This window comes from Roseivirga sp. YIW32 (assembly GCF_057219245.1).
Map to the genome: position 1 here is coordinate 1,632,611 of NZ_JBXVVG010000001.1, position 14,406 is coordinate 1,647,016.

General features: G+C 43.0%; 13 protein-coding genes. 7 read left to right on the plus strand and 6 right to left on the minus strand.

Going from position 1 to position 14,406, the window contains the following annotated elements:
* Nucleotides 1–16: 16 nt before the first annotated feature.
* A complete protein-coding gene (locus tag AC2D6U_RS07910; protein WP_484720412.1) occupies nucleotides 17–2,191 on the minus strand; it encodes a peptidase domain-containing ABC transporter in 2,175 nt (724 codons plus the stop codon).
* 2 nt (nucleotides 2,192–2,193) lie between these two features.
* The gene (locus AC2D6U_RS07915; protein WP_484720413.1) at nucleotides 2,194–2,868 is read right to left on the minus strand and encodes a TetR/AcrR family transcriptional regulator; all 675 of its coding nucleotides are present in this window, start codon (nucleotides 2,866–2,868) and stop codon (nucleotides 2,194–2,196) included.
* Between the two features lie 968 nt (nucleotides 2,869–3,836).
* Here AC2D6U_RS07915 and AC2D6U_RS07920 point away from each other — a divergent pair.
* Both AC2D6U_RS07920 and speB read left to right on the plus strand, forming a co-directional pair.
* A complete protein-coding gene (locus AC2D6U_RS07920; RefSeq protein WP_484720414.1) occupies nucleotides 3,837–5,501 on the plus strand; it encodes a glutamine--tRNA ligase/YqeY domain fusion protein in 1,665 nt (554 codons plus the stop codon).
* Nucleotides 5,501–6,316, plus strand: coding sequence for an agmatinase (gene speB, locus AC2D6U_RS07925; RefSeq protein WP_484720415.1), 816 nt, complete (start codon nucleotides 5,501–5,503; stop codon nucleotides 6,314–6,316). The genes AC2D6U_RS07920 and speB overlap by 1 nt, the downstream gene beginning before the upstream one ends.
* Here speB and AC2D6U_RS07930 read toward each other — a convergent pair.
* Nucleotides 6,296–7,477, minus strand: a complete 1,182-nt coding sequence (locus AC2D6U_RS07930) for an aminotransferase class V-fold PLP-dependent enzyme (protein WP_484720416.1) — start codon at nucleotides 7,475–7,477, stop codon at nucleotides 6,296–6,298. The genes speB and AC2D6U_RS07930 overlap by 21 nt on opposite strands.
* Nucleotides 7,478–7,538: 61 nt before the next feature.
* Here AC2D6U_RS07930 and mltB point away from each other — a divergent pair, with 61 nt between their 5' ends.
* Entirely contained in the window at nucleotides 7,539–8,480 is a 942-nt protein-coding gene (gene mltB, locus AC2D6U_RS07935) for a lytic murein transglycosylase B (protein WP_484720417.1), read from the plus strand.
* 54 nt (nucleotides 8,481–8,534) lie between these two features.
* Here the strand turns inward: mltB and AC2D6U_RS07940 are convergent, their stop codons facing one another.
* Nucleotides 8,535–8,807, minus strand: coding sequence for a hypothetical protein (locus AC2D6U_RS07940; RefSeq protein ID WP_484720418.1), 273 nt, complete (start codon nucleotides 8,805–8,807; stop codon nucleotides 8,535–8,537).
* 203 nt (nucleotides 8,808–9,010) lie between these two features.
* Here AC2D6U_RS07940 and AC2D6U_RS07945 point away from each other — a divergent pair, with 203 nt between their 5' ends.
* Nucleotides 9,011–9,775 carry a YdcF family protein gene (locus AC2D6U_RS07945; protein WP_484720419.1) on the plus strand — a complete coding sequence of 255 codons (765 nt, stop codon included), beginning with the start codon at nucleotides 9,011–9,013 and terminating at the stop codon, nucleotides 9,773–9,775.
* Here AC2D6U_RS07945 and AC2D6U_RS07950 read toward each other — a convergent pair.
* Nucleotides 9,772–10,074, minus strand: a complete 303-nt coding sequence (locus AC2D6U_RS07950; RefSeq protein WP_484720420.1) for an ArsR/SmtB family transcription factor — start codon at nucleotides 10,072–10,074, stop codon at nucleotides 9,772–9,774. The genes AC2D6U_RS07945 and AC2D6U_RS07950 overlap by 4 nt on opposite strands.
* Before the next feature lie 91 nt (nucleotides 10,075–10,165).
* Here AC2D6U_RS07950 and AC2D6U_RS07955 point away from each other — a divergent pair, with 91 nt between their 5' ends.
* Complete coding sequence (locus AC2D6U_RS07955) at nucleotides 10,166–10,669, plus strand: metallophosphoesterase family protein (RefSeq protein ID WP_484720421.1); 504 nt, start codon at nucleotides 10,166–10,168, stop codon at nucleotides 10,667–10,669.
* 44 nt (nucleotides 10,670–10,713) lie between these two features.
* Here AC2D6U_RS07955 and AC2D6U_RS07960 read toward each other — a convergent pair whose 3' ends face one another.
* Nucleotides 10,714–11,067, minus strand: a complete 354-nt coding sequence (locus tag AC2D6U_RS07960) for a hypothetical protein (RefSeq protein WP_484720422.1) — start codon at nucleotides 11,065–11,067, stop codon at nucleotides 10,714–10,716.
* A gap of 157 nt (nucleotides 11,068–11,224) precedes the next feature.
* Here AC2D6U_RS07960 and hisS point away from each other — a divergent pair, with 157 nt between their 5' ends.
* Nucleotides 11,225–12,583, plus strand: a complete 1,359-nt coding sequence (gene hisS, locus AC2D6U_RS07965) for a histidine--tRNA ligase (RefSeq protein WP_484720423.1) — start codon at nucleotides 11,225–11,227, stop codon at nucleotides 12,581–12,583.
* 68 nt (nucleotides 12,584–12,651) lie between these two features.
* Complete coding sequence (locus tag AC2D6U_RS07970; RefSeq protein ID WP_484720424.1) at nucleotides 12,652–14,388, plus strand: T9SS type B sorting domain-containing protein; 1,737 nt, start codon at nucleotides 12,652–12,654, stop codon at nucleotides 14,386–14,388.
* The last annotated feature ends 18 nt before the right edge of the window (nucleotides 14,389–14,406 follow it).

A 14,406-nucleotide genomic window follows, 5' to 3' on the forward strand; every position in this document is an offset into this window, starting at 1 on the left:
AAATATTCAACATGTCTTAAACCTTTATTAAATCGTTCAACAAACCTTTTTTCAGTAACTCTTCAAAAGTACCCTCTGCTGTGATGCTGCCATCATTCAGGATCACCACACGATTACACGCTGACATCACTTGAGGATCGTTGCTTACGGCAATCAAGGTACAAGGACTTTTATCAATGACAAGGTCGATCAAGCGCTCCTTCTCTGATCGCTGAAACATGGTGAAAAAATCATTTAAGATCATCAATCGTGGCTTTTTCACCAGACACCTTGCCAAGATGAGCTTATTAATGAAGGAAGAAGAATACCCTTTCCCACCCCCTATGATCTCGGATTTCATGCCGTTTGGCAACATGTTAACCTGATCTGACAGACCGACAGCTTGCAACACTTCAGCCGCTTCTTTCGTGGTAACCGATGGTTTACCAATGGTGATGTTATCTAGAATGGTGCCTTCAAAAAGGTCCTCTTCCGAAATATTCTTGGCTACCTTATCCCTCAAATTGGTCAAATCAAGGTCTCTCATGCTATATCCATTGACGGTGATTATTCCCTCATAATCTTGGTGTAGACCAGATATGGTCCGTGTGAGGGTAGTTTTACCAGCATTGTTCCCACCGACAATACAAACCTTATCTCCACAACCGAAGCTTAAATTGATGTTCTTTAAGACCTTGACCTTTGAGTCCGGATAAACGTAGGATAAGTCTTTGATCTCCACTTGAAACCCTTTCTCCTCCTTCGTGTCGGCCAAATCAATACCACCTGCCTTCTCGAGTGGAAGGTCCGTGACTTGACTGATCTTATCAACAGCCGTGAGCATGTCATAGACCACATCCATGTAGGTGATGATCTTTTCTACTGAATTCAAGATCAAAATGATGATGACTTCTGAGGCAACAAATTGCCCCAACGTAATCTCTCTTCCGACGACCAGGTTTGTACCAATGATCAATAAACCTCCTGTAATCGCTGCCTTGAAAAGAATGATGTAAAAGTACTGCGAGACCAAGACCTTAAAGTGGACCTTCCTGTTGATCAAGTAGTTATTCACATTGTATTCGGTCTTCTTAAGCGGTAATGAACTGTTTCCAGAGATCTTAAAGGAATTGAGTGTTCTGGCCAACTCTTCTAACCAATAGACCACTTTGTATTTGAACTTTGATTCCTTTATCGAAGACTTCAATCCTTTTGGACCTGTTAACCTAAAAATGAGAAGTAAGGTCAACACCAAGACCAAGCCAAAAAAGACAAAGAATGGGTGGTAGAACGAGAGAAGTAAGAGACCAAACAAGATCTGAATCACACCCGACATTAAGTCCCCTAACAACTTAGGGAGTCCTTTCTGAATGGTCAGTACATCAAAGAACCTGTTCACCAATTCAGGCACGTACAATTTAGACAGCGCCTCATGTTTTAGTCTAGGAATCCTAAAGGTGAACTCAAGAGCGGCTTTGGTAAAGATCCGTCGCTGCAAATACTCGACGATGGTAATTTGCATGATCTGTAAGCCCCCAGCGGCAAGTACACCAATTAGAACCAAGGTGATGAGCAAGTAAATCGAGCTAAAGACTACACCGCCGGAAATAAGCTCAACAGTCGCTTGGATACCCAAAGGCAAGGTTAGCGAAACGATACCCACAAAGGCCGCATAAACGAAGACATAAAAAATGTCCTTCTTTTCTGCACCCAATAACCTGATCAATCGAGCAACTGGCGTGAGTTGGATGGGAGTATCATTGTCTTCATGATCAGAAACCAAGCTTTTGTAGCTGAAAGCGCCCATCAGTAGCAATTCACCATCTTCATTCAAGATCAAAGAATCTTCCAGATCCTCTAGCGAAAGGTCTTCCGTCGTCCGGTCGCTAAATTGAACAATATTGAATGTATCCTTTTTCCCCTTTGAGATCACAACGGGGGCAAAACCATCTTTCGTGTAGCGAAATGCTACCAATGGAATTGCAATGGAAAGTAATAACTCTTTCAGCTCATCTTTGGGCATGGGTTGATCGAGGAGAACCAATTTCACGGTATTGGCCTCTTCAATAAGATCTCTTTTGAATTCAAAAATTTCGTCGACTGTATATTCTCTCTGTGTTGCACTTAAGCCCTGATACAGGGCTTCCTCTAAGTTTTCACCGAGAAGCAAGGTGACATTTTTGATGACGTTGGCTATCTGCTGGCTATTCATTTCTACTTGCTAATGGTTTTCATGATCATTTCAAGAATGAATTCAAAGTTTTGCTGGTAAGGGTCGTTCCCAAACTTATGATGATCTGTCAATCGAGGCAGATGATCATAAAAGAATATCTGATGGTGTGCAGCCTCTAAAGCCGTACTAGCCAAAGTATGTGCATACTGATACTTGGGATTAATTTCGTGAATGATTTCTGCAATGCGGTCACAAAGGGACTTAAAGGCCAAAAAAGCTCCGCTGCGATTATACTCGTCTACGTTCTTATTCAAAAAGGTCTTGTCCGACTCATTGATCACAATACGCTGTAGGGCATTTTCATCAACATTCTCAAAGAGCTTGTCATAGTGTTTTTCTTCTGTGATCAGCTTAACGACAGTCTTTAGTCGCTCTTTGGGGTCGTCAATGTTATTAATGGAATAGGTCAGACGATACTCAAGCCAATGCCAATACCAAGCGATCAGGTAGACCAACAAGCTGTGCTTATTTTCAAAATAACGATAGATCGAAGCCTCTGTCGAATCCATCTGCTTTGATAATTTCTTAAATGTGAAGGATTCGAGTCCCATCTCATCGATCATAGCAATGGAGGTACTGATGATCCGCCGACCGAGTTCTGTTTCTTGAGGATCTCTTAAGAAGATCTTTTCACTGATCTTTATCTGTAGTAACATTTATTAGGGTAATAAACCTATTAATGATAGTATTACTGTTACATTCTTCAGCTATACAACGACCAACAATAGAAAAGGTTTCCGATTAGTCAAAAAAAAGACCGCTCCCCAGCGGTCTTTTTCAGTATTTTTTCAAATACCCCCAAATAACAAAAGCGGGGGACGATTGCTCGCCCCCACTCATCCTGCCATGATTAGATCACAGCAGCATGCCAAGTTACTGTTCAGCACTTTACTCCCCTCCACGACTACGTCATTTCGGTTTGTGCTATCTCTTTTCAGCTTCGCTCGATGAATGTGCACAGCACGTATTCAAGGTATGCAGCTTGCGATTTGTCTCTGACGAGCTGATCGAATGTAAAACCCAAACCCGAAAGTCTAGTCTTTACATTGCAATTCCGAAGAATTACCAAAAGCCGAAGCTTTGCGATCGACACAATCAAAATAGATTTTGAATCAACAACTTAATGCTGTCGATCAATGTGCTTCTGTCCTAATCACTTAATAAAAAGCGTTTAAAACGTCTCTGACTACTCCCTTTCACGAGCGATCATAACCAAACGAAGTCCCTGATACGTTCGAATGGCACGGCATCGGAGAACCGATACCTAGCACACTATTGTGTCCACCGTTTCAACCAATATATTCATACTGGTCTTTCACGACATTTTTTCGAGCTTCCCCCGAAGAGAGACTGAAACTAAGTTTCAGCACTTTATCCCTCACTTGGTATCTCTAAGGTAGTTTACATAACTTTACAGGCAAACTTTCTAACTCCCTAGTTTTCAACAAGTTTCCCACCTCTTCATACACAGTGTTATCCACAGGTTTGTCCACAAAGTTGTCCACATTTCTCACCTTTACCCCCCTTTTATCAAAGCAATTCCTGAGGATTTCCCAAAAAGAAATTTTCCCCTTATCGGTCGAATCATTGCTTTTCACTAAAATTGCAGCATAAAGGCAAGGCAATGAGCGAAACGGAAAAGACATCTTTGAATTTTATTGAACAAATGATCGAGAAAGATCTGGCTTCTGGCAAGAACTCCTTCGTTCAAACCCGTTTCCCTCCTGAACCGAATGGTTACCTGCATATCGGGCATGCAAAGTCTATAGTGTTAAATTTTGGTCTCGCAGAAAAATACAAGGGGAAGTGCAACCTTCGCTTTGATGACACTAACCCGGTAAAAGAAAGCCAAGAGTACGTCGACTCCATCATTAGCGACATTAAATGGTTAGGATATGATTATGGTGAAGAACCCCTTTTCACCTCCGACTATTTCCAAACTCTCTATGATTACGCGATCAAACTCATTAATAAGGGGTTGGCCTACGTCGATCATCAATCGGCAGAGGAAATCAGTGCAGGGAAAACCACTCCTTCTTCTCCCGGCATCCCGAGTCCTTACCGCAATCGATCGATAGAAGAGAACCTCAAAGACTTCGAAAAAATGAAGAATGGGGAATTCGATGAAGGCGCTTGTGTATTGCGCGCCAAAATCGACATGGATTCCCCTAACATGCACATGCGCGATCCGATCATTTACCGAATCAAAAAAGTGAAGCATCACCGCTCAGGAGACCAATGGTGCATTTACCCAAATTATGACTTCGCTCATGGACAATCAGATTCTATTGAGCAGGTGACGTATAGTCTTTGTACGCTAGAATTCAGAGACCATAAACCTCTTTACGATTGGTTCATTGAGCAATTGGAGATTTTTCCTTCCGAACAAACTGAATTTGCTCGTTTAAACCTGAGCTACACCATCGTAAGTAAAAGAAAGCTACTTCAATTGGTGGAAGAGGGTAAGGTCAGTGGCTGGGATGACCCTCGCATGCCGACTATTTCTGCCTTAAGACGTCGCGGGTTCACCCCTGCTTCGATCAAGAGTTTCGCACATAAAATTGGGGTAGCTCGTAGAGACGGCATTACCGATGTGGCACTATTGGAGCATGCGGTCAGGGAGGACCTCAACAAAACAGCCAACCGCGTATTTGGAATTCAAAACCCGGTAAAACTCATCATCACCAATTGGCCTGAGGATAAAGTTGAGATCATGCAGGCGGTGAATAATCCCGAAGACGAATCGGCTGGCACTCGTGACATGCCGTTTTCTCGTGAGCTTTACATAGAGCAGGAAGATTTCAAGAAAGACCCTCCCTCTCCACGCAAATGGTATCGCTTAGGACCAGACCGGGAAGTACGCTTGAAATACGGATACATTGTCAAATGCACAGGTTTTAAAGAAGACGAGAACGGAGAAGTCGGTGAAATCTATTGCGAATATGATCCTGAAACAAAGAGTGGACAGGACACGAGCGGTAAAAAAGTCAAAGGAACACTCGGTTGGGTTGCCGCTCAGCATGCCGTTAAAGCCGAAATCAGGTTATACGATCGATTGTTCAAAACTGAAAACCTGAATACCATCGATGATGATTTCATGAATCACCTAAACCCAGATTCCTTGCAAATTATCAGCAATGCCCTACTTGAGCCAAGTTTAAAGGAGGCCAAAGTGGGTGATCAATTTCAATTCGAAAGACAAGGGTATTTCATAGTTGATAGGGATAGCACTGAAGAACGGCTCGTTTTCAATCGAACCGTCACGCTACGCGATAACTGGAAGGGTTAATGGCACTTCAGCGAGCTCAAATCGATGAACTTAAGCCAAATGACATTGCGATCATCGGTTATCCTTTTGATGCGCATTCTTCTTTCCTCAGAGGACCTGCAGAAGGCCCGGAATTGATCATTTCCAGCCTGGAGAGTGATTCAGCAAATTTTTATACTGAAGCACTTCACGACCTTAACGGGCATTCTCGTATCAAATGGTGTGGTCTCATAGACCACTCAAACTACCATGATTTTCATCAACCCATTGAATCAATTTTAAGGCGTGGAGCCATTCCAGTTTCACTTGGCGGCGATCATTCCATTAGCTACCCCATTCTAAAAGGAATGCAAAAAAAGTATCCTGCATTGAGTATTCTCCATTTTGATGCGCATGGTGACTTGTATGACGAACTGGATGGAAACCCCTATTCTCATGCCTGCCCATTTGCACGCATCATGGAAAACGGCTACGCACAACAGCTTACACAGGTCGGCATACGTACGTTAACACAACATCAAGCAGAACAGGCAGAAAAATTCGGCGTTACCGTCAACACCATGAATCAGCGTAACCAGCTCAAAGGTCTAGAATTAACAGGCCCGGTATACCTGAGCTTCGATCTGGATGTGTTAGATCCGGCATTTGCACCTGGCGTGTCGCATCATGAACCTGGCGGTTATAGTACGCGCGAGGTGCTCGACATTCTTCAGTCCTTAGCATTGGATATCGTTGGAATGGACCTGGTGGAGTATAATCCAAGGAGAGACCTAAATGGTGGCACAGGAATGGTGGCAGCAAAAATACTAAAGGAGCTACTTGCCAAACTTCTTTAGCGCATCGATGAATTGATCGATCTCTTCTTCTGTGTTATAATAATGAACAGAACATCGAACAATCTCTTCCAGCCCCTTTTCAGTCATGTCCAGATAGGTATTTGAGCGCCCGTTCCAACTCACATTGATGCGCTGTTGCGCCAAGGCTTGCATTACTGCATCGGCCGAATACCCTCGAACGGTAAAGGAAACAATACCACCCAACTGAGTGCCAAGATCATGACAGGATACATGGGGCAAATCTGCCATCTTGATTCTGGTGTATGCAGCCAACTCAGTGATTCGTTGCCATATCTTAGGCACACCAATGTGCATGGCATAAGCAGCGGCTTGTTTTAAGCCAAGCTGGGTTGCTCTATTGCCTTCCCAATTTTCAAACTTCTGCGCACTCGCTTTAACCTCATAATCCGCTTCACCAATCCACTCGGCACTGTGCAGATCGACCACATAAGGACGAATTTTGGGCATTGTTGCCTCGCGGACATACAAGAATCCCGTTCCACGAGGTCCGCGCAAATACTTCCTACCTGTTGCAGATAAAAAATTACAATGCAGTTGATTTACGTCTAAAGGATATTGACCTACTGTTTGACATGCATCCAATAGATAAAACACCCCTTTTTCTTTGCATAAAACTCCAATTTCCTCCGCAGGTGCCAGTTGACCTGAGTTTGTCGGCATGTGTGTGATCGATACAAGCCTCGTGCGCGGTCCGATAGAACTCTTCAATGCCTCAAGATCGACATCTCCCTGCTGATCATTCGGTAAGACATGAACTTTTGGCTTGGACGGGTGATGCAGGTAAGACAGGTAATTGCTGGCATAATCGGATCGATTACAGATCAGTTCATCTCCGGGCTTCCAATCAATGGAATAGAATGCCGCTTGCCAAGCAGCGGTTGCATTTTCTACCAATGCAATTTCAGAAGGCTTCGCAGAAATCAACTTGGCGATAACGGCATAGGTCTCTTCTAGCTCTTTGCTTCGCTGACGACTCAGCTCATATCCTCCAACCAGTGCTTCCTCTTTCAAATACTCTAGCACCACATCTCGAACCTCGTTTGGGGGCAGTGCCGCTCCGGCATTATTCAAATGAATGACCCGCGACGTACCCGCTGTGTCTTTCCTAAAGTGTTCGATCTCCTCCGCGTTAAAGGTCATAAAACAAATAAGCATTTTTTCGTTACGAAATGCGGCATATCTTCACAACAAATACCAGGACATGAAGTCAATTCTCTTCTTTTTTCTATTAAACATTTCCTTTGGGCTCTTCGCTCAAGTAGATGAACTTGCCCTCCAATCTTTTGCACAAGAATTTGAGCGGAAGCACGGTAAACCAACAGAAGAAGTCCTCAACATTCTCAATCAAGCACAATTTCAACAAGAGATCATTGATAAGATCAGTAAACCGGCAGAGGGCACAATGACATGGGCTAGATACCGTAACATTTTCATCAAAGAAGAACGCATTCAAGCAGGCAAGGAGTTTTGGAAAACCCATGAAGAAGCTATCGAACGAGTGTCAATGGAAACAGGTGTACCCCCAGAGGTCATTTTGGGCATTATTGGCGTAGAAACTTACTATGGTCGAATCAAAGGTTCTTACAAAGTGCTGGACGCACTGTTTACCCTTGGTTTTGGCTATCCGAAAAGAGCCAAATTCTTTAAGTCAGAATTAGAAAAATTCTTGATCCTGGCTGAAACAGAAGGACTCGACGTTTACAGCATCGAGGGTTCATATGCCGGCGCCATGGGCTATTCCCAATTTATGCCCAGCTCTTACATTGCTTATGCCAAAAGTTACGATGAAGGCGGTAATGCAGATTTGATGAATTCTCCTGAAGATGCCATCGCCAGTGTTGCAAATTACATCAAGGTACATCGTTGGCAAAAGGGCGCGCCAGTTACCACAAAAGCGAATTTTACAAGAGAAGTGAGTAATTTGAATAAACAGGCTTTAAGGCCTAAAAATCAACTGTCTGCGTATACCGCTATTGGTATTTTGCCTGAAGATCCGATCACTGGAGATCCCAAAGCCACTTTGGTCAAACTTGATGATGATTATTGGTTCGGCTTCTACAATTTCTATGTGATCACCAGGTATAATCATAGTCCATTATATGCCATGGCAGTGCATGAACTCGGTATGGCAGTGGTCAATTGACCCTAATTATAAGCCTAGAAACTTTCGTTGGGTAATTTAACGGCAAAGGGTCTGCTAAGAGCATCTTAGTTGCAAAAGAACTTCCTCAACCATGGCTGCATACACTACATCTGTCTGCTCTTCCTTCAGCTTTGCCAACAATAATTCGGCAAGCTGCTCATCCGAAAGCCCTTCTCCGCTTGCATTTAACTTCGTCCGTAATTCTTGCAATCTTCTTTTGCCTTGTTCCTCCAGGTAGAAAATAATCCCATTGATGGTGATTTTCTGGCTGTGATGACTCGCATCAAAAAATACATTGGACTGCCCTAGCATAAATCTACTGATCAAATGACTCCCAACTATTCTTCGTATCCCATGTAAAGAATGCTGGTGTACTAAAGATGATCAGATAGCTCAAAATGTTGCATGAACATAAAGAATTAACAAAAATTAAGTACTCAGCTCACCATTGATCGACACTCAATTTGTCACAACTTTTCTTCAAAAGGGCGTATATTCGAATCAATTAATTTTTTTTTAAAAGCAGTCCATTGTTTTTCATTCTTTCTAAGCTCCTGATCATTTTCATTCGCCCCATCACTTGGATGATCGTGGCTTTTGGCTTTTCGGCCGTAACAAAAAATAAACGAAAAGGCAGGGTTTCATTTGCTATCGGGCTCACCATGCTGGTCTTTTTCTCTAATCAGTACATTGCCAATCGAATGATGCTATGGTGGGAACCCGCGCCAATACCAATGGTTGAGGTAGGACATTATGATGTTGGGATTGTCTTCACAGGTATCACGAAGGGAAGCAAAACGCCTAGAGATCGCGTGTATTTTAATGCCGGAGCAGATCGTATTACCCACACCTTGCAACTATATAATGATGGCAAGATTGACCACATCCTGATCAGTGGTGGTGTAGGTTTTGCACAAGAAGGCATGTCTTATGCTGCTATTCGCTTGAAATCATTTTTAACCATGGCGGGTGTTCCAGACTCAGTGATCACAACAGAAATTGGCGCAGTCAATACCTATGAAAATGCAGTGAACTCAGCAGAAATATTAAATGAGCAGTTTCCACACCAAAAGTACCTTTTGATTACATCTGCTTTCCACATGAAGCGTTCTTCTCTATGCCTTCAAAAACAAGGGATTGCATTTGACGAATTCCCAGCGGGATATCAATCGGATCGGAGTACCACTAATTTCGATGATCTTTTCTTCCCGAGCGCTCAATCGATTAATAAATGGGAGTTGCTAATAAAGGAATGGACTGGTTTAGCTACCTATAAACTCATGGGATATCTTTAAAAGACCATCACCTGAACATCTTCCAACACCTTGATGATGTCAGGCACTTCCTTCAATCGTAAAAAATAGAAAATGTTTTTGCCCTCTCGCTTACTGCCTAGAATGCCTTTCATTTTCATATTTGCCAAATGATGAGAAGTTAGCGATTGCTCTAGGCCTAAATAAGCCGTAATGTCATTCACGCTCATCTTTTCGTTGGCATTCAACAAATCGATGATGGCCACACGCATAGGGTGAGCTATGGTTTTGAGAACAAAGGCTATTTTCTCAACCCTTTTGTGGTCCAATTTTTCTTCCATAACAATAGGTTGCTCAAATATATAAACATACATTCATATTAAAAAGGAAATTTATATTTTTCTACGAGGCTTCCAATGCCTATCATTACACATGCTCAAACTTGGACTGCTATCCGATACACACGGTTTTTTAGACGAAAGGATTGAAAAATACTTCGACGGTGTTGATGAAATTTGGCATGCAGGAGACATTGGCGAAAATGGCGTTCTTGAAAAACTACAATCTTTCAAGCCTATAAAAGCCGTGTTTGGTAATATCGAAACACCAGTACGTCAACGCAGTCTTCCCGAATTCATCATTGAAACGATAGAAGGAGTTCAGCTCCTAATGATCCACATTGCCGGCCGACCTGGGAATTATGCCAAAGGCATCGATCAATTAATCAAAACACATCAGCCGGATGTGTTGATCTGTGGACATAGCCATATATTACGTGTGGAAAGGGACCCTAAATACAACTTACTTTACATCAATCCAGGGGCTGCTGGGCATCATGGTTTCCATAAGAAAAGGACCTTACTTCGTTTTAGTGTGAAGGACAGCAAGTTGCAGGATATCGAAGTAATTGAACTAGGCAGCAGAGGCAGGGCATAAAAAAAGCCCCATAAAAGGGGCTTTATATGGTTAAGCCAATTTACCTACTCCTCTTCCTTTGTAGCTTCCTTCTTCTCAGCCTTCTTCTCTTTTGCTACTTTTTCTGCTTTTGGCTTAGCTTCTTTTTTCTCAGCCTTAGGAGCTGCTTTCTTTGTTTCTTTTTCAGTCTTTTCTGCCTTAGGGGCAGCTTTCTTTTGTGCTTTTGGAGCCTCTTCTTTTACCTCAGCTTTAGGCTTCGCTTCTTTCTTAGGCGCTTCTTTGACGAATGATGCTTTTAATTCTTCTACATCAACGTTTTTCAAAACAGGTTGAGACGACAATGATTTTATTCTAGCAACTCTAGCCTTAGCTGTTTGCTTATTTCTTCTCCCTTTTCTCTTTAATCTTGTAACTCCCATTTTCCTAGGCCTTTTGTAAATTGAGCGGCAAAGATAAGGACATAATTTATTTTAATAAACTTTCCCTCGAACTTATTTCTAATTTTTACAACAGATTCAGCCGTATATCCGATGTCATACGTATTCAATTCTTTAGATTTGCGGTAAATCGTTTCCTATGTCCCAAAAACCTGCACTTCCAAAAGGCACAAGAGATTTTGGTCCGTCCCAAATGTACAAGCGCAATTACATTTTGGATCACATCAAGGCCGTCTTTAACAACTATGGTTTCATGCCATTGGAGACACCTGCTATGGAAAATTTAAGTGTATTAACCGGGAAATACGGAGAGGAAGGAGACCAACTCCTTTATAGGGTGCTGAACTCAGGCGATTTCTTGAAAAAAACAACGAGCACTGACTTTGAACAAGGTGCCAAGGCATTGGCCCCAAAAATTGCAGAAAAAGGATTGAAGTACGACCTAACAGTCCCTTTTGCTCGCCATGTTGTTATGCATCAACATGAGATTGCTTTTCCTTTTAAGCGCTACCAAATTCAACCGGTTTGGAGAGCCGATCGACCGCAAAAAGGGCGCTACCGGGAATTTTACCAATGTGATGCCGACGTGATCGGTACCCAATCGTTGATCTGCGAAGCAGAGCTCATGGGCATAATCCATGAAGTATTTGAAAGACTACATTTCAAGGATTACCGCGTATCGATCTCGAGCCGCAAGGTCTTAGAAGGACTGGCGGAAAGTTGTGAAGTGAGGGATCAATTCACATCTTTTTGCACGATTCTAGACAAGCTGGACAAAATCGGGGAAGAAAAAGTAACTACTGAACTACTAGGAATTGGTGTAACCCAAGAACGTGCCCTATCCTTGTTTGCCGCGCTAAAAAGCGATCAGGCGCTAGATACCATTGCACAATTGATCAGCGACTCTTCCATTGGAAAAGAAGGTATTGAAGAGGTCAAGCAAACCTTGGCCTACATGGAGGCGCTCAACATCCCAAAAGACCGGTTCGTGTTCGATCCCGCTTTGGCTCGGGGACTCTCCTACTACACCGGTGTGATCTATGAAGTAAAACCTACTTCCATCCAGATGGGTACCATTACAGCAGGTGGTCGATACGATGACTTAACGGGTATTTTTGGTTTGCCCAATGTCTCCGGGGTTGGGGTTTCTTTTGGGATCGATCGCATCTACGACACCTTGGAAGAACTAGACCTTTTCCCGAAGCATGCCATAGAAAGCACTACCCTACTGATCACTAATTTTGATGAAACTTCTGAAAAGGTAGCACTGTCTTTACTCAGCGCGCTCCGAAAAGCTGGGGTTAAAACAGAAATATTCCCAGAATCTACCAAGCTGAAGAAGCAAATGACCTATGCCAACAAAAAACAGATCCCTTATGTATTGTTGGTAGGATCAGAAGAAATAGCGCAAGGGGCCTTTGTTTTGAAGCATATGGAAAGCGGAAAACAAGAGGCATATAGCTTGGAAGGACTCATTGGCTACTTTACCGATCAATAAGATTGTCGGCTTTGTGATCTTTTTCATAAGTTCCTGTTCAAATTATCGTTAGTTCGATAAGGATTTCAATGAAAAGGGTAGCATCAACTTTTAATAACCAAGTTTTTTTAAAACTGACCGTAATGGTAATGCTCTTTGCCATTACGCCAAATGTCGCCGCCCAAGTTCTTAGCGAAAGAGGCAATTTTAGAGTCAATACAGTTTTCGGTTGTGGGCCTCTGGAAGTTCAAACAGAAGTACTTTTGGGAGGAGTTACAGGGACGGTGCTTTACTTTTATGACAATACCTTTAACCCGAATGACTGCTCCAGTGACTTTTTCACAGACCCTGTAACACCTGGATGCATCAATTCTGCTAATCAAACAACGAATGACCGATATGTTTATGATACACCTGGCACCTATTATTTGGTGCAAATCATTGCAGGGGCAAATCCCATTATTGATTACATTGAGATTAACGTTATCGAAGCGACTCCTCCAGAAGTTAATGTGAATTCCTGCGAGGGCAACCAACTCACCCTAACCATCAACTCAGCTGCTGATCCCTACGACTCTTATGAAATCGACTTTGGTGACGGTACTGTAACAAATGAAGTCAGCACCGGAGCAAGCACTGTGGTAACCTACACTTACGCCAATCAAGGTGACTATGACATCTCCGTCTCCGGTAAATTGAACGATGGCGTTGATGTAAACTGCGGCATCTCTCCCACGCAGCGGATCACCACGCTAGACATTATCCCTGTTCCTTCCATTACTGAACTGGTCAATGAATCCATCAATACCATGGTACTGCGCTATGAAAGGCTTAATCCCAGCATCAATTATGTCCTTCAACTGAATACTGGTAGTGGATTTCAAAACATGCTATCCATAGACCCTACGCAAAACCCGAATGAGCTCACCATTTCAGACAACGCCTTCGACAATGCCAACGCAAGCTACACGTTTCGAATTGTCGCTTCTGACCCTTGCGGCAGCGCAGAACCTTCAAATCAAGCTTCGACCATCGGCCTCGATTATCAATTGGTAGACATCACCAACAGCATCAACGTTATCTACTCATGGACAACCAATGAGCCCGCAACGCCCATGGACTTTGTTCAAAATGGGACCACCTTATTTTCTACCCCAGACTTATCCGGATCAAGAACCGAAGCTTATTCGAATTGCGCAAACCTTTCTGCTTTTTACATGGAAAAGACCATTGGCTCGCTTCTGGTTAGGAGCCTCACCTTATCTCCTTTTCAGAATGAAAACTTAGACCTACCTGCTCCAAATGCTCCCGATGGAGTTCTGGAAGACAACAACATAGAACTCACCTTTGCTGCTCCACCTTTTGCCTTTGATCAGATCGAGGTGTTCCGTAAAGATGGAGCCGGCCTTTTTAATTCGATCGGCACCACCAATGGCTTGAATTTTACAGATTTTGGCGTTTCCGGCAACCTGACCGAAGCTTGTTATTTGATTCGCTACACGGATGCTTGTGGCAATCAATCGCTGCAAAGTTTTGAAACCTGTATCCCACTAGACGGCCTGCTGATGGCTCCAAATGCCTTTAGTCCTAACGGTGATGGCATTAATGACACCTTTGAAGTTGGAAGTGGTGTCTTTACCGATTTTCAACTACTCATCTTCAATAAATGGGGCATTCTGGTCTACCAAGGGAATGACCCAACACAAGGTTGGGATGGAAATGTGAATGGTGAAGAAGCCCCGGTTGGCACCTATCAATACAAGATCATGTATTTGAAAAACGGTCTTAAACTTATCACCACTGGAACTGTTACATTAATTCGGTAGTTTTATCCCAAAAAAAGA